General features: G+C 68.3%; 19 protein-coding genes. 6 read left to right on the forward strand and 13 right to left on the reverse strand.

Annotated elements, in window-relative coordinates; genetic code table 11:
• A complete protein-coding gene (locus tag E0H75_RS31310; RefSeq protein WP_131517316.1) occupies positions 1 to 1,359 on the reverse strand; it encodes a S8/S53 family peptidase in 1,359 nt (452 codons plus the stop codon).
• A 209-nt stretch (positions 1,360 to 1,568) separates the two neighbouring features.
• Between E0H75_RS31310 and E0H75_RS31315 the strand changes: the two genes are divergently transcribed.
• Entirely contained in the window at positions 1,569 to 4,196 is a 2,628-nt protein-coding gene (locus E0H75_RS31315) for a CHAT domain-containing protein (RefSeq protein ID WP_131517317.1), read from the forward strand.
• A gap of 5 nt (positions 4,197 to 4,201) precedes the next feature.
• On the opposite strand, the gene E0H75_RS31320 is transcribed toward E0H75_RS31315, so the two are convergent.
• On the reverse strand, positions 4,202 to 4,681 hold the full coding sequence (locus tag E0H75_RS31320) for a hypothetical protein (RefSeq protein ID WP_131517318.1): 480 nt from the start codon (positions 4,679 to 4,681) through the stop codon (positions 4,202 to 4,204).
• Positions 4,671 to 5,264: an RNA polymerase sigma factor gene (locus tag E0H75_RS31325; protein WP_131517319.1), complete on the reverse strand. Its 594-nt coding sequence runs from the start codon at positions 5,262 to 5,264 to the stop codon at positions 4,671 to 4,673. The genes E0H75_RS31320 and E0H75_RS31325 overlap by 11 nt, the downstream gene beginning before the upstream one ends.
• Positions 5,265 to 5,569: 305 nt before the next feature.
• Here E0H75_RS31325 and E0H75_RS31330 point away from each other — a divergent pair, with 305 nt between their 5' ends.
• A complete protein-coding gene (locus E0H75_RS31330) occupies positions 5,570 to 6,817 on the forward strand; it encodes a GAF domain-containing protein (protein ID WP_202873262.1) in 1,248 nt (415 codons plus the stop codon).
• Between the two features lie 18 nt (positions 6,818 to 6,835).
• Here the strand turns inward: E0H75_RS31330 and dhaK are convergent, their stop codons facing one another.
• The 5 genes from dhaK to E0H75_RS31355 form a co-directional block, all read right to left on the reverse strand.
• Positions 6,836 to 7,831 (reverse strand): dihydroxyacetone kinase subunit DhaK, encoded by a 996-nt coding sequence (dhaK, locus tag E0H75_RS31335; RefSeq protein WP_131517321.1) that lies wholly within the window; start codon positions 7,829 to 7,831, stop codon positions 6,836 to 6,838.
• Positions 7,828 to 8,472, reverse strand: a complete 645-nt coding sequence (dhaL, locus tag E0H75_RS31340) for a dihydroxyacetone kinase subunit DhaL (protein ID WP_131517322.1) — start codon at positions 8,470 to 8,472, stop codon at positions 7,828 to 7,830. Before dhaL ends, dhaK begins: the two co-directional genes overlap by 4 nt.
• The gene (locus tag E0H75_RS31345; protein ID WP_131517323.1) at positions 8,469 to 9,275 is read right to left on the reverse strand and encodes an HAD-IA family hydrolase; all 807 of its coding nucleotides are present in this window, start codon (positions 9,273 to 9,275) and stop codon (positions 8,469 to 8,471) included. Before E0H75_RS31345 ends, dhaL begins: the two co-directional genes overlap by 4 nt.
• A complete protein-coding gene (locus E0H75_RS31350; protein WP_131517324.1) occupies positions 9,272 to 10,129 on the reverse strand; it encodes a class II fructose-bisphosphate aldolase in 858 nt (285 codons plus the stop codon). The genes E0H75_RS31345 and E0H75_RS31350 overlap by 4 nt, the downstream gene beginning before the upstream one ends.
• A gap of 75 nt (positions 10,130 to 10,204) precedes the next feature.
• Positions 10,205 to 11,437 (reverse strand): MFS transporter, encoded by a 1,233-nt coding sequence (locus tag E0H75_RS31355; RefSeq protein ID WP_202873263.1) that lies wholly within the window; start codon positions 11,435 to 11,437, stop codon positions 10,205 to 10,207.
• A gap of 26 nt (positions 11,438 to 11,463) precedes the next feature.
• Between E0H75_RS31355 and E0H75_RS31360 the strand changes: the two genes are divergently transcribed.
• Positions 11,464 to 11,961 (forward strand): winged helix-turn-helix transcriptional regulator, encoded by a 498-nt coding sequence (locus tag E0H75_RS31360; RefSeq protein ID WP_131517325.1) that lies wholly within the window; start codon positions 11,464 to 11,466, stop codon positions 11,959 to 11,961.
• 3 nt (positions 11,962 to 11,964) lie between these two features.
• Here the strand turns inward: E0H75_RS31360 and E0H75_RS31365 are convergent, their stop codons facing one another.
• The 4 genes from E0H75_RS31365 to E0H75_RS31380 all read right to left on the reverse strand — a co-directional run bounded on the left by E0H75_RS31365 (position 11,965) and on the right by E0H75_RS31380 (position 15,225).
• On the reverse strand, positions 11,965 to 12,546 hold the full coding sequence (locus tag E0H75_RS31365; RefSeq protein WP_131517326.1) for an NAD-dependent epimerase/dehydratase family protein: 582 nt from the start codon (positions 12,544 to 12,546) through the stop codon (positions 11,965 to 11,967).
• Between the two features lie 116 nt (positions 12,547 to 12,662).
• Entirely contained in the window at positions 12,663 to 13,499 is an 837-nt protein-coding gene (gene proC, locus E0H75_RS31370; protein ID WP_131517327.1) for a pyrroline-5-carboxylate reductase, read from the reverse strand.
• Positions 13,500 to 13,507: 8 nt separating this feature from the next.
• Complete coding sequence (locus tag E0H75_RS31375) at positions 13,508 to 14,221, reverse strand: GntR family transcriptional regulator (protein WP_131517328.1); 714 nt, start codon at positions 14,219 to 14,221, stop codon at positions 13,508 to 13,510.
• The gene (locus tag E0H75_RS31380; RefSeq protein ID WP_202873264.1) at positions 14,218 to 15,225 is read right to left on the reverse strand and encodes a proline racemase family protein; all 1,008 of its coding nucleotides are present in this window, start codon (positions 15,223 to 15,225) and stop codon (positions 14,218 to 14,220) included. The genes E0H75_RS31375 and E0H75_RS31380 overlap by 4 nt, the downstream gene beginning before the upstream one ends.
• A gap of 142 nt (positions 15,226 to 15,367) precedes the next feature.
• Between E0H75_RS31380 and E0H75_RS31385 the strand changes: the two genes are divergently transcribed.
• The 3 genes from E0H75_RS31385 (at position 15,368) to E0H75_RS31400 (ending at position 17,592) form a co-directional block, all read left to right on the forward strand.
• Entirely contained in the window at positions 15,368 to 15,775 is a 408-nt protein-coding gene (locus tag E0H75_RS31385; protein ID WP_131517330.1) for a hypothetical protein, read from the forward strand.
• A 315-nt stretch (positions 15,776 to 16,090) separates the two neighbouring features.
• Complete coding sequence (locus E0H75_RS31395) at positions 16,091 to 16,690, forward strand: CGNR zinc finger domain-containing protein (RefSeq protein WP_202873265.1); 600 nt, start codon at positions 16,091 to 16,093, stop codon at positions 16,688 to 16,690.
• A complete protein-coding gene (locus E0H75_RS31400) occupies positions 16,687 to 17,592 on the forward strand; it encodes a pyridoxamine 5'-phosphate oxidase family protein (protein WP_131517331.1) in 906 nt (301 codons plus the stop codon). Before E0H75_RS31395 ends, E0H75_RS31400 begins: the two co-directional genes overlap by 4 nt.
• On the opposite strand, the gene E0H75_RS31405 is transcribed toward E0H75_RS31400, so the two are convergent.
• On the reverse strand, positions 17,573 to 18,265 hold the full coding sequence (locus E0H75_RS31405) for a FadR/GntR family transcriptional regulator (RefSeq protein WP_165554155.1): 693 nt from the start codon (positions 18,263 to 18,265) through the stop codon (positions 17,573 to 17,575). The genes E0H75_RS31400 and E0H75_RS31405 overlap by 20 nt on opposite strands.
• Positions 18,266 to 18,305: the final 40 nt, after the last annotated feature.

The raw sequence follows: 18,305 nt of genomic DNA on the forward strand, positions 1-18,305 counted from the left end.
CTACTCCGGCAGCAGCACGGCGCCGACACCGGGCTGTGCTGCCTGCCGGGCCTCGGCGATCAGTGCGGCCGCCGCGTCCCGTCCGTTCTCGCCGGTGCGTGACATCCGCGCCGCGATCAGCCCGGCGACGAGCGGCGTACTGAACGACGTACCGCTCCATTTCGCCATGCCGTAGAACTCCTCCTGCCGCGGTGGGCGTCCGGGACCTACGTGCGGCGGCTCGCGATAGGTGTAGTTCCCGACCGGGAAGGCGTTGACGAGGTCCTGCCCGGGCGCATAGACGTCGACCCAGCCGCCGTAATCGCTGAAGCCGGCCCTTCCATGCCAGTACGTGTTCAGCGCTCCGACGGACACGGTGTACGGCGCAGCCGCCGGCCAGAACGCCTTCCGATCGGCATAGTTGCCCGCAGCAACCACGAGGACGACACCCTTGTGGTGACTGAGGCGTCGTTCGTTGAAGATCCCGAAGGTGGGCAGGCCGGTCGCGTCGTGGCAGTACGTGCCCGCCGACATGCTGATGATGTCGGGGTCGTCCTTCTCGATGATCTCGTCCAGCTTCGCGACCAGGTCGGACTCCACCACCGTGCCCTCCGGGCCGAAGCCCTTCCGGACGCAGACCTCCGCGAGCGGGGCGACGGACCTGATGACTCCCGCGATGAACGTTCCGTGGCCGGCGTAGAACTCCAGAGTGTTGCCGACGATGCCGAGGTCCTTGTCCCCCTCCACACCTGTCAGCCAGTCGCTGCGGTCCGGCGCCGTCGCATCGAAGCCCGTGTCGACGACGACGATCTTGACGCCCTCTCCGGCGCATCGATCCGATGTGTACCCGGGATAGGGGGCGCTTCCGGCGGGCATCGGCTCAGGCTCGGTCGCCGGGCACCCGGCACCGTTGCCCCGGCCACCGGTGATGGAGACGAGATGATTCGGTGTCCCCACCCCCGGACCAAGCCCGGTGACGAGCACCGTCTGCGGCACCGTGCCCGGCGGCCGCTCCCCTTCCGCGGATCCCGCCCCTTCCGCGGATCCCGCCCCTTCCGCGGATCCCGCATCGTCCGCGGGCCGCTCGCCCTGCTCCGGACCGGAGCCTTCCGCCGGCGTGTCCACGTCGCCGGATTGGTCTGCCGGGCGGTTGATCGTGACTTCGCCGCCTTCCCGGAGCAACTTGAGTGTCTCGAGCGTGCCGAGTTGCGGATTGAGCTCGGGATTCAACCGAATCAGCCGGATACCTGCGATCACCGGCTGCGACACCGGCTCCCGGTCACCGCGGGGCAGCAGGTGCAACTGATCCAGAATCCTGCGCACATGCTCGAAATGTTCTTCCCGCACCAGAATCGTGCCGGCCTCGTAGAAGAAGTCCATCCCGGAATCCGTACCGGCCCCCCGCCCTGGCGCCAATTTCCGCGGATGCTCGGATTCGCGGTCGAAACGGCTGAGAATCAAGGCACGCTGGGCGTCCTCCGGTGATTCAGGAACCACCGCTGCTTCCTCAGTGCGACCTTCCGGACCCGTTGCGTCGTCTTCTGACATGACCCCTCCCGATTACGCAGTGAGTTTCTTAGACTCCTTGAATGTCAGCCGGTGACCGTCACGACGATCCCGACCGACTCCTGCCGCTGGCGGTGTCTCGCCCCTCCGAAGCCCTCGCGGCGGCCGCCACGGTGCTGGCGGATGCTCCGGACCCGAGGACCGCATCGATCGCTCGTCAGGCCCGGGCGATCGTCCTGCGCGACTCCGGCCATCAGACCGAAGCGGTCACCGAACTGCGTCGCGCGCTGCGCCTGGCCAAGAGCTCCACCGAGCCCGAACGCATCGCGGACGTCCAAGCAACCCTCGGCCTCACGCTCGGCCTCGGAGGCAAACACGTCGAGGCGCTCGCCCTGCTGGAACAGGCGATCGCGAACAGCAAGGGCGCCGCCGCGGGAAGGGCCTTGACCCGGCGCGGATACCTGCTCCGGGTCCTCGGACGGTACGACGAAGCGCTCGCGGACCTCCGTCAGGCCGTCATGCTCCTGCATCGCGGCGGCGACCAGGTCTGGGAGGCTCGCGCACGCACCCACCGATTCCTGGTGTACGCCGCCCTGGGACAGGCAGCCCATGCCGACCGGGACCTGGTGGTGGCCGAGCAACTGTCGGCTGCCAACGGCCAAGAGCTCGAGTCGGCCATGCTCGTACACAACCGCGCCGACGTGGCGTTCCAGGCAGGTGACCTGCCCGCGGCGCTCGGCTTCCTCGACGAGGCCGCGGCTCGGTACACGGCGCTTCAGACGGAGTGGCCGAGTCTCGCGATCGACCGCTGCGCCGTACTGCTCGCGGCCGGCCTCGCAACCGAAGCGGTCACCACGACCGAGCAGGTGCTGCGCGATCACCTGCGTCGCGACCCCGGAGGGACCGGGACGGCCGAACTGCTGTTCGCCGTGGCACAGGCCGCGCAGGCCGCCGAACGACCGGCTCTCGCTGAGGAACGTGCTGTCCAAGCCGGTCGCCTGTTCCGCCAGCAAGGCCGGAAGGGCTGGCTTGCGCGGACGACGTACCTCACGCTCCAGGCGCGGTACGACGCCGGTCACCGTGGCGATCGACTCTGCGCCGAGGCTCAGCGGCTCGCCGATCAACTCGATGAGTTCAGTTCCCCGGATGCACTTTCGGCGCACCTTCTGGCCGGCCGCCTCGCTGCTGACGAGGGACGCCAGGCCGACGCCGACCGCCATCTCGCCCTCGCGGCACGCTTCCGTCATCGCGGTCCGACGTTCGGACATGCGGCCGGCTGGCTCGCCCACGCGCTGCGGGCCGAGGGCCGCGGCGACACGGCCGCAACTCTCATCGCCTGCCGGCACGGCCTCGAAGCGGCGGCCGATCACCAACGCTCGTTGGCCGCGCCCGAGTTGCGTGCCCACGCCGCGGCATACGGCGTCGAGCTCGCCGCCCTGGCCGAGCGTCACGCCGTACGGCGGAACGACGCACGGATGCTGTTGCGGTGGAGCGAGCAGTGGCGCGCCGGTGCGTTGGCGTTGCCGCCGGTCCGCCCTCCCGACGATCCCGAACTCGCGGCCGAGCTCGCCGCTCTGCGCAACGTGGCTCGACGCGTCGAGGCCGCTCAGCGGGCGGACGAGGACACCGAGCGGCTTCAGCTCGAACGGAGCCGGCTCGAGTCGTCCATCCGGGCCCGAACCAGGCGGCTCAGCAACCGTTCCGGCGCCTCGGTCGATCCGCGTCGCCGTGAGGACGCCGCTGACCTCGGCGCGTTGATCGAGAGCCTGGGAGAACATCGCCTGGTCGAGATCACCGCGCTCGACGGCGTGCTCCACGCGATCACGGTCATCGGCCGGCGAGTACGCATGTACCCGATCGGCCCGGTCGAGGTCGCCGTACGCGAACTCGATCTCGCACTGTTCATGCTGCGCCGGCTGGCGCACGGTCGCGCGCACTCCGGAGCTCTCGAACGCATGGACGCGGTCGGTCTCCGACTGCAAAAGGTCCTGCTGGGACCGTCGGCTGCCGAGCTCGGCGACGGGCCTGTCCTGATCGTGCCGCCGGCGGCTCTGCACGCGGTGCCCTGGGCGATGTTGCCGGCGTTGAGATCGGCCCCGGTCGTGGTCGCGCCGTCGGCGTCGATGTGGTTGCGGGCCGGCCGTCTGCACACGCCGCGGGAACGCCGCGTCACCCTCGTCGCAGGACCTGGACTCCGCGGCGGTGACAACGAACTGCGGCAGATCAGGGGCAACTATCCGAGTGCGGACGTCCTCGCCAACGGGCACGCCACTGCCGACAAGACCTTGGCCGCGTTGGACGGCGCCTGGACCGCCCACATCGCGGCCCACGGGCGCTTGCGCCGCGACAACCCGTTGTTCTCCGCGTTCGCTCTCGACGACGGGCCGCTGACTCTCTACGACCTCGGCCGGCTCCGCCGCGCGCCACTGCGGTTGGTCTTGTCCAGTTGCGAGTCCGGCGTCGCCGCTCCGATCGGCGCGGACGAGCTCCTCGGAGCGGTGTCCGCACTGGTCCCACTCGGTACGGCGAGCCTGCTGGCCAGCGTCGTACCGGTCAACGACACCGCGACCGCCGGGTTGATGGTTGACTTCCACCAGCACCTGCGCGCGGGCGATTCCTTCGGCGTCGCCCTCCAGAAAGCCCGCGCCGGCGTCGGCGACGACCCGATCGCGGTCGCGACTGCGTTGTCCTTCGTGGCTCTCGGCCGCTGACGGGGTCACAGGTTGACCCAGGAGGTGATCACCGGGCTGCCGTCGACCGACCGGCACCGGATCCGCACCGGTCCGCCCCGCCTCCGATCGACCAGGAAACGTCCGAGGTCATCCAATGGCAGGGCCTCGCGGCGGCCATCGCCGTACTCGAGCTCGCAGTCCTCCGGCGAGGCACCGATGACTTGCCCGATGACAGCCAGCTCACCGTCATCCGGCACGATCTCCAACTCGACCCGGACACCACCGCCTTCGAACGACAGCAGGCGGTCCGCGGCCTCTGTACGCCGTACCGCGTCGTACTCCTGGGTCACCCCGGCAGAGTCTGCGATCAGCTCGGCCAACTGCCCGTCGAGGTCGTGCAGGCCGATCGCTTCGTACGCGGCGGCGGTGATGTCGCCGGGCATCGGGTCCGCCTCTGCTGCGACTCGCTTCAACCACGCCAGCAGTGCGTCGTCATCGTGGTCGGCGTTCATCTCACTGATCACCGCCAGGTTCCGCGGCCGTGGACTCGAACGGGTACGGGTCGGCGGCCATGATCTCGCGGAGCGCCGCGAGACAACGCTTGCGGGTCGGGCCGATACTCCCGACGGGCATGTCCAGCGCCGACGCCACCTCGGTGTAGGCCGGCGGCGGATCGGTCATCAGCACCCGCAGCAATGTCTGGCAGCGCGGCTTCATCGAGCGGAACGCCCGCCACAACGCGGCATCCTGCTCTCTTCGCAGCAGCGCGTCGTCGAACGGATCGGCGTGGTCCGGCAGATCGTCGAAGATCTCCAGCACCACCACCTTGGACCGGCGCCGCAACGCCGCCAGGCATTCGTGGCGCATGGTGGTGGCCAGCCAGCTTCCGATCCTGTCCGGCTGCCGAACGGTGTCGACACGCTCCATCAGCCGGAGCCAGGTGGTCTGGATGGCGTCCGCGGCGTCCTCCTGGCTCAGCCGCATTCCGCGGGCGATATGCCACAGGAGATTGGTGTAGCGGTCCGTCAGCGTGCGCCAGGCGACCGGGTCGGCGGAACGCACCAAAGCGACGAGCGCCTGATTGTCGGCATGCCGTTGCTGGTCCATCGCCCGCCCCCCTCGGCATTCTCGCCGAGGTGGGCGACGCAGTCCACAGCCTGCACGCCTTTCGCGGTTCCTGCCTCGCGCCGGGAGTAAAGGGATTGCGACAGCCATCTCCGGCCTCCTTCCGATCGACGTGATGCCGACAAGAGCCCGGGGCCCGGATTCTGATACCGAAGGTATTTACCTCCGGTGGACCCGCCTCGACGTCTACGTCCACCAGGAAACCAATGGCCTCAGTCTCTCGCTGCAGTCCGCCGCCCCTGATGGGTGTGCTGGACTTTCGAGGGTGCGCGCAGTTCCCTTGGAGGGTGGATCGGGTCGATCGGGGGTTGCATCGGCGGCACGAGGAGTTCCTCGAGGGTGGGGAGCGGAACGTGCGGGGGCTGGTCGCGGCCTCCTGGGGGCGATCCATCGCGGCAGGACTGGATTCCGGTACGGCGGCGCCGTTCGCGTTCCGTGCGGACGAGTTGTCGGCGTACCGGGCCGAGCATCCACTCGCCGCGGTCTTCCCGATGCTGTACGACGTACTCGGCCGGGCCGCTGAGGACAGTGACAGCGTGATGGCGATCGGTGACAGTGACGGACGGCTGCTGTGGGTGTGCGGACGTCGCGATGTACTGCGCGCCGCGGACGGCATCCATTTCAGCGAAGGCGCGTGGTGGGCCGAACGCCAGGTCGGCACGAATGCCCTCGGTACGTCGTTGGAGGTCGCTGGACCGGTCCAGATCCGATCGGCAGAACACTTCACGCTGCTCGTGCAACCGTGGTCGTGCGCGGCCGCGCCCATCTACGACCCGGAGACGCAGCGAGTGCTCGGCGTCGTGGACGTGACCGGCGGCGCCGATGCCAGCTCACCCCAGTCGCTGGCTCTGGTACGCGCCGCCGCCCGCATGGCCGAGGCCGAGCTCGGCCGACTCACGATCCTTCGCAGGATCACCGGCGACTCGGGCCATCGAGTGCACATCTCTGCCCTGGGACGACCGGACGCCGAGGTACGCGTCGACGACCGCGATCTCCGGCTCAGCCGGCGGCACAGCGACATCCTTGTCCTGCTGGCCGAGCACCCCGAAGGACTCAGCGCGGAGGAGTTGTCGGACGCGCTCTACGGCGAAGCCGATCACCGGTCGTCGTTGCGAGGTGAGGTGACCCGACTCCGCGCACTCCTCGGCGCCGACATCGTCGAGTCGCGTCCGTACCGGCTGCGCCGCGACATCGCCGCGGACTGGCTCGAGACCGCCAACGACCTCGATTCGCATCTGCTGTCGTCGGCCCTGCGCCGGTACGTCGGCCCGTTGCTTCCGCAGTCCGACGCACCCGGAGTCGTTGCCGCCCGCAACCGTCTGGAGAACCGGATCCGGGCCGCCGTACTGCAGACACAGGACGTCGACCTCGTTGTGGCGTGGACTCGTTCGTACGCCGGGGTCAACGACCTGGCCGCGTGGGAACACCAACTGACGTTGCTGTCGCCGACCTCCCCGCTGTGGCCGGCCGCCCAGTCCGAGGTACGACGTCTCCGCAAGGACTACGGCCTGAACGCGGCGGGGACCGAGGGCTGACCCCGATCCCCTTGAACGTCAGAAGACCCGGATCGCGATCTCGGCCGGCGCCGACAGCAGACCGTCGATCTCGTCGTCCAGCTTGACCAAGGTGACCGACGCGCCGGCCATGTCGAGCGACGTGCAGTACTCCCCGACGTAGTTGCGCCGTACGTTGATGCCCTGGTCGGTGAGCACCTGGTGGGCGCGACCGTAGAGCAGGTACAGCTCGCTGATCGGCGTTCCGCCCAGCCCGTTGATCATCAGCGCGACGTTGTCGCCGGACTCGTACGGCAGATCGGACCGGACCGCCTCGAGCATTTGATCGATGATCTCGTTGGCCGACGCGAGTGTCTCGCGACTCCGCCCCGGCTCGCCGTGGATACCGACGCCCATCTCCATCTCGTCATCGCCGAGCTCGAAGAGCGGGGAGCCCTTCGCCGGCGGCGTACAGGCCGTGAGCGCCATCCCCATCGTCCGCGTGACCGAGTTGACATTCTCGCCGATCCGGACCAGCTCGTCCAGGTCCGCGCCCTGTTCGGACGCCGCACCCACCGCCTTCATTACGAAGAAGTTGCCGGCCACCCCACGCCGGCCGACCGTGTAGGTCGAGTCCTTCACCGAGACGTCGTCGTCGATGATCAACGTGCGGACATTCATACCATCGGCCGCACTCATCTCCTGCGACATGTCGAACGCCATCCGGTCGCCGGTGTAGTTGTTCACCAGCAGCAGCACGCCCTTCTGCGACGCGAGCAGCTTGGTGGTCTCGTACACGTACTCCATCGGCGGCGCCGCGAACACGTCCCCCGGACAGGCGGCGTCGAGCATGCCCTTGCCGACCGTCATCACGTGGGCGGGCTCGTGCCCGGACCCCGAGCCCTGGACGATCGAGACCTTGTCGTCGCGCGGCGCGTCGGTCCGCATGATCAGGTTGTACTCCGGGACGTACTTCAAGGTCTCGGGGTTGGCCAGCGCGATCCCCTGCAGCATCTCCGGCACGTAGTTCTTGGGATCGTTCACGAACTTCTTCATCGGGACTCCCTCCCCTTCCAGTTCTTCGCGATCTGCTCCATCAGTACGGCGACAGCGGTGGCTCCGGCGTCGACCGATCCACGGCTGCGCTCGCCGGTGTAGGCGGCGCGGCCGCGCTTCGCGACCAGGTCGATCGTCGCGTCGGCGGCTGACCGGGCGGCCGCCGCGGCCCGGTCGACGATCTCGTCACTGCTCGCTCCCGCGGCGAGCGCCTCCTCGATGGCGTCGGTCATCGGGACCAGCGCGTCGAGCAGTGTCTTCTCCCCCAATGCGGCCCCGCCGCGCGCCATGATGCCGGCGACCGCGGACCGCAGCATCGCCACGACGGTGGCGCCGTCAAGGGAGGTCGCCGTACCGGCGGTCATCCCCGCGCGCAGGAACCCGGTCCCCCAGATCGGGCCGGACGTCCCGCCGATCCGCGACGTCACCAGCATCCCGACCTTCTTCAGGAAGGTGCCGATGTCGGTCCGGTCCATTTCGGCGTACTGCGCCTGCAGCTTCTCGAAACCACGCGCCAGCGAGTACCCGAAGTCCCCGTCGCCGACCACCGAATCCAGGTCGCCGAAGTACTTCTCGTTGGCGAGGCAGGTGTCGATGATCGTCGTCATGACGAGGTCGACCTCGTTCCAGCTGTCCGTCATGTCCGCCCTCCTTGGGTCTCGTCGTGCGGTGACCGGCCGGCCAGGCGGGAGAGCTGGGTCAGGCTGAGCGCGTCGACCGGTTCGATGTCCCAGGGATCCGCGAGAACCTCGAGCCGCTCACCGCCCGGATCGCCCAGGCTCGTGACGACGAGGGCGGCGCCGGTGAAGTCCTCGTCCCGGGTGTAGCCGCTGACGGTCACGACCGTGGCCAGCCCGGCTCCGCTGGCAGCGAGCAGTCCGTTGTGTGAGTCCTCGACGACGAGGGTCTCGGCCGGGTCCAGCCCAAGCTCCTTGACGGTCAACTCGTAGACGGCCGGATCAGGCTTCTTCCGCGGTACGACGTCACCCGCGAACACCGGGATCGTCGCCGCAACCTCAGCACCGACAGCTCCGGAAAGGACAGCCCGAACCGACGGCTCAGCAGACGTCGACGCCACCGCAACCGTCCACCCGGCCTCCAACGCGCCAGTGATGATCCGCCGTACGCCAGGGCGCGGTGGGATGACTCCAGCGGCGACCAAGTCGGTGAACGCCTTCGTCTTGGCCCGGTGCCACGTCGCCACAACCTCGGCGCCCTCCTCAGGCGTCGCAGGCGATCCCGCCGCGGCCCACACCTCCGGGTCGTCCAGCACAGTGGCCAGCCGCTCCTTGCCACCGCCGATCCGCAGCAACCGGCCGTACTCCTCGACCGACCACCGCACCGGCAGTCCGAACTGCTCGAACGTCGCGTTGAACGCCGGCAGATGCCCGTCGCGTTCGGTATCACCCAGTACGCCGTCGCAGTCGAAGATGATCGCGGTCATGCCCGGCCGCCGCTGCCGAAGATCTCGATGTGCTCGGCGGCCATCGCCTTCACGGCCGCGTGGATGTGGACGAACAGGGACGGCGGGTCCCACTTGTTCGCGGCACGCGCCTGCTCGAGGTGCTCCAGCGACGATGTCATGTAGGCGACCTTGAGAGCCGTCGAGATGTTCACCTTCGAGCAGCCCCGGCCGATCAGATCCTGGAACTGCTCACAGCTCAGCCCCGAGCCACCGTGCAGCGCCATCGGGATCCCGGTCGCCGCCACCAGGTCGGTGATCCGCTGGTAGTCCAGGTCCGGCAACGAGTGATAGATGCCGTGGGCGTTGCCGATCGCCGGAGCGAACACGTCGACCTCGGTCGTTTCCACGAACCGGGTCGCGATCTCGAGGGACTGACGCGCCGACTCGGTGTCAGATCCGACCCCGTCCTCGACACCGGTGATCCCCTCGATCTCACCCTCGACATGAGCGCCGTACGCCCTGGCCTCGGCGACGACCTCCACGGTCTGGCGCTGGTTCTCCTCGACCGGGAGCGCCGACGCGTCGAACAGCACGGAGTTCCAGCCAGCCGCGAGGCACGAGCTGATCACCTCGCGGTCCGGGCAGTGGTCGAGGTGGAGAGACACCGGCACGGGCACCGGCGCGGCCGTCGCGTCGAACATCGCCTTGAGGACGTCGCGGCCGACCGATTTCACCGTCTTCACCGACGTCTGGACGATGAGCGGCGAGCGCAGTTCCACGGCGGCGTCGACGACGGCACGCAGGCTCAGCTCGTCCACCACGTTGATCGCGGGAACGGCGTACCCCTTGGCCAGAGCCTCGTCGACGAGTTCCTTCAGGGGCGCGACGGGCATGATCCCTCCTCTCCGCGGCAACCCCACCGCTCGATGCCAGCCTGCCTCGCCGAACGCTGCAGAAATGCTGCACAGCTAAGCGTGCGTACGGCGCTTGAGGCGGAGCTGGGCGATCAGGCTGACGAAGGCGAGGACCACAGTCAGGGCCGTGTACGACGTGACCGCCGCGACCGCACCGATGGGGCCGGTGAGCTGACCGGCGATGACCACGGGAATACCGAGCGCGAGGTAGGACACCAGGTAGATCGCGGCGACGACGCCGGCCCGCTGGTGTGGGGCCGCGAGCGGGAAGATGAGCTGGAGAGCGGCCGTGAACGCCGCGCCGAAACCGACACCTGCGATGGCCTGCCCGATGATCATCACGGCCAGGCTTCCGGCCAGGACGCCGGTGATGATGCCGACGGCTCCGACGATCGATGCGTAGATCCCCCACGTCATCGCCCGCCGCGAGTCGACGCGGGCGAACGCCAGCCCGACCACAGCGGAGGTCGCCGGCGCGACGAACCCGGCCACGCCATTGAGAAGACCACTGTTCAGATGGAAGACACTGCGCACCATGCTCGGCGCGAGCCCGCCGGACAGACCCGCGAGCATCCAGACCGCGGCGACCACCGGCGCGGCCGCGGCGAACTCTCGACGGGTTGCCGGTGGAAGGGCGATGCGTGGGACCAACGAATGCAACGCGCCAGGGACCCGGGTGGCGGTCTCGGGCGACAGGACCACCAGGACCGTTCCGAAGATCGTCACAACAGTCAGGACGACGAAGATGATCGAGTTCGCCGCGGGCGTGAGCTGGATGGCGAGGCCGGCCAGCAAGGAGCCGAACCCAAGGCCTCCGGTCAGTCCGACACTGCCCAGGATCGTGCCCAGCCGTTTGCGGTTCGGCGCCGCGAGTTCCACGAGCGCTGCGGTGAAGGCGGCTGTTGCCGCACCGCTGGCGACGCCTTGGATGATCCGGCCGGCGATCACCCACCCGACACCGGAAGCGGCGAGAAAGGTGAGGTTCGAGGCGATCTGGACAACCAGGGCGCCGATCAGCACCGGGCGCCGGCCGACATGGTCCGAGAGCGAACCAACAGTGAGTACGGCGGCGAGGAAGCCGACCGCGTACACAGCGAACGCGAGCGCCAGCAGAGACGGCGCGAAATCCCACTGCTCCTGGTAGAACACGAGCAACGGGGTCAGCGCCCCGGCCGCGAGATACAGCGCGGTGAAGGTGATCGCCGCACCGGCCATGGCGAGCCCGGCGGGGATGGTCGGCCGCCGGCGGACAACAGGCCGCTCAGCCACCACGTGAGAGGATGACATCGGAAACTCCTTGTAAAGGACGAGGTATGGCGATCACGTTCGAAGGGGTGCTGGCCGATCGGAGCACCTGGACGCTCGAGAACTGCTCGATCGCGATGACGATGGATCTGATCGGCACCCGGTCGTCGATGGTGATCCTGCGCGAGGCGTTCTACGGCACCACGCGGTTCGACGACTTCACCCGGCGTACCCGGCTGACCGACGCGATCGTGGCGGCCAGGCTCAGGGACCTGACCGAGATCGGTCTGTTCAGCAAGCAGCCGTACCGCGAGCCGGGCCAGCGGACCCGCTCCGAGTACCTGCTGACCGACAAAGGCCGGGAGCTGTTGCCCGCGGTCTTCGCGCTGATGCAGTGGGGCAACAAGTACGTGCAGGACGAGGAAGGCGGGCCGCTGAGCCTGGTCGAGCGAGGCACCGGCGAGCCGGTGATCATCGGCCCGCGGACCGCGTCCGGCAAGAACCTCGAGCTCGAGGACCTCGCGATCGTCGCGAACGGCGACTGGGCCGACCCGCAGGACAGCTGACGATCAGTCGGTGATGACGACGACGCCGCTCGGCTCGCGCAGCGCCCGCACAGTGAGCTCCGCGGCGCGGTCGATGTGCACTCGCGGCTCTGCGGGCAACTGCTTCTCGTTGTACGTGCCCGGCCCGTAGAACTGCCCATAGCTCAGGACGACGCCACCCTCGGCCAGAACCGATCGCTCCAGTTCGGCGACCGCCAAGGCATCGGGGCCGTCGGGGAGCTGCCAGGCGACGGTCTGGGCCAGGATCTTCGGCGACCCGGCCCGCCGCGCGGCCTCGATCAGGTTCTGGTTGCCCTCGGTCCGGATCCGCGCGTTCAGGTCCGCGTGCGCCCCGATCCGCGTCACGTCGTCCGGCAGGTCGGTCAGCTCGTTCAGGATCACGTCCGGCTTGAAGTCGCCGACCGCCTGGATCAGCGCGTCGCGATCGAACACATCGCACAGGATCGGCTCGGCCCCGAGTCCCTCCACCAGTTCGGTCTTCGCGACCGACCGGGTCATTCCTCCGACCACATGGCCGTCGGCCACCAGTCGCGGAATCAGCGCGCGCCCGATCACACCCGACGCCCCGGCAAGAAAGATCCTCATCGCTCCAGCTCCCATCTCTCATTGTTCTGGATGTTTTATATCCAGGATCTGTTCTTAACTCTAGAAGCTGACTATCGAATCGTCAAGCCAGCTGAGGGTGACGGGATTAACGTTGTTCAGTGGCTGCCGGCCTGCGCGCCGATCTCGATGGTGCGGTCGCGACCGGCCTCGGTGGCGACCATGACGGCGCCGCGGACTCCCGCCTTCTCGAGTTCGCGGATGGCGGTGATGGTGGTGCCTCCGGGGCTGCTCACAGCGGCGCGGAGCCGGACCGGATCCATGCCTGAGTCGCGCAGCATCACGGCCGCACCGACCGCAGTCTGGATCACCATCTCCTCCGACAACTCCCGGCTCAGTCCGAGCAGCACTCCGGAGTCGATCAAGGCCTCGGCGAAGTAGAAGAAGAACGCCGGACCGCTGCCGGAGAACGCTGTGATCGCGTTCATCTGCGTCTCCGGCACCTCCACCACCTTGCCCACCGAGCGCAGCAATGCACCGGCGCGTTCCAGATGCACGTCAGTGGCAAAGGATCCGGCGCAGATCGCCGTCATCCCTTCCCCGACGGACGCCGCCGTGTTCGGCATCGCCCGTACCACCGGCGTCTTCGGCACCAGCCCACGCTCGATCTGCGCCGTGCTGATCCCGCCGACCACCGAGATGACCAGCTGCTCGGCTGTGACGTGTTCGATCAACTGCGGCAGCAGCGCCTCGACGTGGTACGGCTTCACCATCAGCAGCACGACATCGGCTCCCCGCACCGCCTCCGCGAGATCAGGCGTCGAGATCCCGAACCGCTCCCGCAGGTACGCCGCCCTGTCCGGCAACCGCTCGACCACCGCGATCCGGTCCGGATCGTGGAGTACGACGTCCCCCTCGAGCAACCCTGACAGCAAGGCCGCACTGATGTTGCCGCCGCCAACGATCGCGAGACTGTCCTGACGTGCTGCTGTCATCGGGCTCATCATCCCTTCTCCTGCTCGCGGTCCGGACGACCGGCCCACGCTCCACGGACATGCTTGATATGCCGGCTCATCACGGTCGTCACCCCGGCCACATCCCCGGCGAGCAGGCGATCGAGGATCTCGACGTGCTCCTGCGCCGAGGCGATCAGGAGGTCGTGGTCGATGTCCGACATCCCGGTCAGCCGGCTGCGGGCCCGCAGATTGCCGACAATCTCCACCAGGGTCCGGTTCGCCGCGAGGTCGAGCAGCGACAGATGGAACTGCCGGTCGAGACCGACGAAGCCGACCAGGTCCCGCTGCCTGGTCAGCTCGACGAGTTGCCGCGCCGCAGGATAGAGCGCCTCGAGCTTGCGCCGCGACTCGTCGGTGAGGTTCGTCGCCAGGCCGGCGACGGTCGGAACCTCCAGCAGCAACCGGACCCCGGTGATGTCGTCGAGTTGCTTGTCGGACAGCTCGACGACCCGGAATCCCTTGTTTCGAACGGCTTCGACGAGTCCTTCGGCCGCAAGGTCGAGCATCGCCTCGCGGACGGGCGTCGGAGAGACCCCGAACTGCTGGGCGAGCGTCGGAGCGGAGTACACGACGCCCTTCCGCATCCGCCCGGCGATCACCGAGGCTCGCAGTACGTCGCCGATCTGCTGGCGGAGGTTCGGACCACCGCCGAGGTGTGGGATGCCGATCTGGTCGGTCACGACCTGGCTTTGAACGGTCATCGCAGCACGAATCCAGTGCCGAGCGGGTCGCGCGGATCCAGCGTGAAGGTGGCCTGGCCGGTCTCGTACGCCGCGCCGGTGACTTCGGTGACGACGGCCTGATGACCGTCGGCCTCGACGTGTTCGACGACCCGGCCGAGGAACGTCGTACCCACGATCGAGTCGTGCTCGAGAGTGCGGCCGATCGGCAGCCGGCCGTCCTCGGCCAGCAGCGCGATGCGTGCGGAAGTCCCGGAACCACAGGGTGATCGGTCCAGTTCACCGTCGGCGAAGATGGTGACGTTGCGCTGGTGCGGACCGCCCTCGGTCCCGCCGAGGTCGTCGTACAGGATGGTGCCGTAGATGCCGTCGAGGCGGCTGTCGGTCGGGTGCCGCGCCCACCGGGTGTCGTTCAGCGCCCACTTGACCTCGCGCCCGACGGAGATCAGGTCGGTGCTGTTCTTCGGCGTCACGTCGAGGCCGACCGAGGACGCGTCGACGGATGCGTAGAGGGCGCCGCCATAGCTGAGGTCCGCCCGGACCGTGCCGCGGCCGATCGCGACTTCGATGCCCCGGGCAACGACGTACGCCGGGATGTTGCGGAACGAGACCTGCTCGACCTCACCGCCCAGACAGGTGACCCGGGCCAGGACGCGGCCGGACGGTACGTCGATCACCACCTCGGTGTCGCCGTCCGGCGCGGCGGGGATCCGCCCGGTCCGGACAGCCCAGGCGCCCAGCGCGATGGTGCCGTGGCCGCACGCCGTCGAGTAGCCGTCCTTGTGCCAGAACAGAACGCCGAGGTCCGCACCGTCGTCATCGGGCGGCACCAGGAAGCCGCCGTACATGTCCGCATGTCCCCGCGGCTCGTTCACCAGAAGTTGCCGTACTGCGTCGACCTCAGGCGACGTCTGCGCGGACGACCGCCGTTCCAGGATCGTCTGTCCCGGTATGTCGGGAAGTCCGCCGGTCACGATCCGGAACGGCTCACCGGCCGTGTGGTAGTCCGTCACGCTGACTCGCATCCCAGCTCCAACCACCCGGCGGCATCTGTCACAGCACAGTAGCATGTAACATTTTACTGGTCGCGTCAGTCGCCGCGACCTCCCGGTGGTCGACCCCTTGGCGGGCAGGATGTGGGGGTTCGCGACGGAAGGGATGCGTGCGATGAAGGGCAAGTGGGCCGGGGTGCTGGCTTTGCTTGGGGCTGTGTGGATGCTGTTCTTGTTCTTCAACTCCGCCGATGTGAAGTACGACGACGGGTTCGATGGCGACCCGGTCTCCGTGAAGTGCCCGGCGCTGGGCCGGCTCAGCTCCGAGACGCAGGACCTGGACGAGCCGCTCAGTGATGACGAGTCGGCCGTGCTCTCGGCGTACATGGAGAAGGTTCGCGCGTCGGACGATCCTCCGGAGACTCAGCAGGAGAGGGCGGTCGATGCTCGGCAGACGATCCTCGCCGACTGCCAGCAAGCCCGCACCGACCGCGTCGCCCTCCTCATCCTGGTCGCCTTCGCCACCGGCCTTCTCATCTTCGCCCAGGTCCTGCGCTCCCGCCGCAAACCAGTCGACGAGTGACACCGCGGCGGACTCTGGCTACCGCCATGGTGACGAGGCGGCGGCTGGTTTCTCCTGCTGGTTCTGCCTGCCACACTGTGGCTGGCCTGGCGGGAGTCGGTGCGTGGAGCTACGCACGGCCAGCGACTGCGTGGGCTGATGGTGGTGTCGGCTCGAACCGGGCAGCGGGTGTCGTTCGGACAGGCGCTCGTTGTTCGCCCGCGTCTCGCCGTACGACATGATGGCCGGCACTCGCGTGAGCCTAATGCCTACTGATCAAGTCAATGGTTAGATTGAGCGCTTGTGATCCGCGTGCCTAATGCTTAGACTCCTACCATGTCCGTTATGCCGACGATCGACGCGATGCAGGATGCCGGGTTCCCGATGGGTGGGGAACCGCTCGCGGCGCTCGATCTGGTGGATACGGCGATCCTGGTCGTCGACCCGCCACGCGACCTGCTGTCGGAGCGGCCCGACGCCTGGTGGGACCTGCAGTCGCACCGGCTCCCGACCGGTCCCCGCCCACCCGAGGCCGCAGTACTGCGCCTTCGGTCCGCGATCCGCGACCTCTTCGACGCACACCTCGAAGGCCGCGACCCGCAGGCAACCTCGGTAGCCGACGTCAACGCGTACGCCTCCGCGGTCCCGACCAGCCGGCAACTCACGCTGGGGCCAGACGGACCGGCGGCGGAAACGCGCTGGCACACCGAACTCGGCGGGAACGCGATCCTCGCCGCGCTCGCCCAAGAGGCGATCGATCTGCTGTCGGATCCCGATCGGCTGGCAACGCTGCGGCGGTGCGCCTCGTCATCGTGCTCGATGCTGTTCCTCGCGGAGAACAAGCGCCGGATCTGGTGCTCGAGCGCCGGTTGCGGGAACCGCGCCCGCGCGGCACGGCACTACCACAAGACGCACCGCTCGGGAGATGTGCGATGACTGCCGCACCGAACACACCGAGCCAGACCACCGGATTCCACGAAGGCGAACTCGCGGTACAAACGCGTGCGGGACTGCGGGACGCGGCATCGCGTCTGGAAGGCATGCTCGCTCCGGTGTCGCTGACAGGCGGCCGGGCTGCGATCTTGGGGTTGCAGTCCTTCGCCGTCCTGGTCGCCCGTGACGAGCAGCACCGACTGTGGGCGTCCCCATTGGTCGCGCAGCCAGGGTTTCTCGCCGGTCATGGCCAACTCTTGCTGGTGAAGACCAAACCCGCACCGGCGGATGCATTGCACAACCTGGCGCCGGACCAGGCGGCCGGCGTACTTGCGATCGACCTCGAGCGTCGCCGGCGCGTCAGAGTCAACGGCTGGATCACGGACGTGGCCGAGAACGGCCTCACCCTCGATGTCCACGAGGCGTTCGGCAACTGTCCGTCGTACGTCCAGCCGCGACAGATCACGCAGGGGCCGTCGCGGCCGGTCAGCCCGACGCACTCAGCGCTGGCAGCGGGCGGCGGACTGACGGACGAGGCGCGCCGGATCATCACGACTGCGGACATGTTCTTCCTGGGGACGGAACACCCGACCCGTGGAGCGGATGCCTCGCACAAGGGAGGCTCCCCCGGATTCGTGCAGGTCGACGGCGCCGACGTGATCTGGCCGGACTACGCGGGCAACAACATGTTCAACAGCATGGGGAACCTCAACATCGATCCCACGGCTGCGCTCCTGTTCATCGACTTCGAGAGCGGCGACGTACTCCAGCTCACCGGGAGAGCAACTCTAGAGTGGAACTCCAACAATGCTGCAGGCAACGACTTCGCCACGGGTCGCTCGGTGCGTTTCCACGCGACCGCCGGTGCGCTGTGGGCGTCCGCCATCACCCAGCAGACTGCTTGACCGATTCGATCAGCGCGTACGACGTCTTGGCCGCGGCCTCCGGATCGCCGTCACGGATCGCGGCCAGCAAGGCGAAATGCGCATCGCGGACCTTGGTGTCCTCGGGGATCGTGGCGGTCTGGTGGATCGAGTCGGTCAGCACCTCCGCGAGAGCGTCGTACAGACGAAGCAGGAGCGGATTGCCGCTGGCCTCGACCACGCCTCGATGGAAGCCGGCATCCGCGGCAACGTAGCCAGCTAGATCGCCGGCTTCGTGAGCTGCGCTGCGTGCCTCGAGTGCTGCGTCCAGCCCAGCGACTCCATCGGGCAGCTGGGCAGCCAGCCGCGCGGCCGCGGCCTCGATGCCGGCCCGCGCATCGAGGACATGCGTCAGCGACGCCGACAACTCGTCGCGGACAAGAACACCGCTGATCTCATTGGTCGCACGCACATACGTGCCATCGCCGACCCGCGGCTCCAGCAGACCGGTCAGACTCAGCGACCGCAACGCCTCACGCACAGTTCCCCGGCTGACCCCCAGGTCGCCGGCGAGCTGGTTCTCGCCGGGAATCCTGCTCCCCACCGGCCACGTGCCGGACTCGATCAGCCCTCGGAACTGCTCCGAGACCTGAAGTACCAGCGGCACCTGACGCACCGGCCCACTCAGTGACACCGCGACGACCTCCGTTCTCACCCAGGCTACAGTGTAAATGTAGGACATCTAGTCAGGAGTG

The organism is Kribbella capetownensis (genome assembly GCF_004331485.1).
In the GTDB taxonomy this organism is placed as follows: domain Bacteria; phylum Actinomycetota; class Actinomycetes; order Propionibacteriales; family Kribbellaceae; genus Kribbella; species Kribbella capetownensis.

Coding starts and splice junctions, on each gene's coding strand:
- dhaL (WP_131517322.1), bottom strand. CDS start 8,472: ATGACGGACAGCTGGAACGAGGTCGACCTCGTCATGACGACGATCATC.
- E0H75_RS31365 (WP_131517326.1), bottom strand. CDS start 12,546: ATGAGGATCTTTCTTGCCGGGGCGTCGGGTGTGATCGGGCGCGCGCTG.
- E0H75_RS31380 (WP_202873264.1), bottom strand. CDS start 15,225: ATGCGAGTCAGCGTGACGGACTACCACACGGCCGGTGAGCCGTTCCGG.
- E0H75_RS31400 (WP_131517331.1), top strand. CDS start 16,687: ATGACTGCCGCACCGAACACACCGAGCCAGACCACCGGATTCCACGAA.
- dhaK (WP_131517321.1), bottom strand. CDS start 7,831: ATGAAGAAGTTCGTGAACGATCCCAAGAACTACGTGCCGGAGATGCTG.
- E0H75_RS31375 (WP_131517328.1), bottom strand. CDS start 14,221: ATGACCGTTCAAAGCCAGGTCGTGACCGACCAGATCGGCATCCCACAC.
- E0H75_RS31360 (WP_131517325.1), top strand. CDS start 11,464: ATGGCGATCACGTTCGAAGGGGTGCTGGCCGATCGGAGCACCTGGACG.
- E0H75_RS31310 (WP_131517316.1), bottom strand. CDS start 1,359: ATGGACTTCTTCTACGAGGCCGGCACGATTCTGGTGCGGGAAGAACAT.
- E0H75_RS31355 (WP_202873263.1), bottom strand. CDS start 11,437: ATGTCATCCTCTCACGTGGTGGCTGAGCGGCCTGTTGTCCGCCGGCGG.
- E0H75_RS31315 (WP_131517317.1), top strand. CDS start 1,569: ATGTCAGCCGGTGACCGTCACGACGATCCCGACCGACTCCTGCCGCTG.
- E0H75_RS31325 (WP_131517319.1), bottom strand. CDS start 5,264: ATGGACCAGCAACGGCATGCCGACAATCAGGCGCTCGTCGCTTTGGTG.
- E0H75_RS31350 (WP_131517324.1), bottom strand. CDS start 10,129: ATGCCCGTCGCGCCCCTGAAGGAACTCGTCGACGAGGCTCTGGCCAAG.
- E0H75_RS31345 (WP_131517323.1), bottom strand. CDS start 9,275: ATGACCGCGATCATCTTCGACTGCGACGGCGTACTGGGTGATACCGAA.
- E0H75_RS31395 (WP_202873265.1), top strand. CDS start 16,091: ATGTCCGTTATGCCGACGATCGACGCGATGCAGGATGCCGGGTTCCCG.
- proC (WP_131517327.1), bottom strand. CDS start 13,499: ATGACAGCAGCACGTCAGGACAGTCTCGCGATCGTTGGCGGCGGCAAC.
- E0H75_RS31385 (WP_131517330.1), top strand. CDS start 15,368: ATGAAGGGCAAGTGGGCCGGGGTGCTGGCTTTGCTTGGGGCTGTGTGG.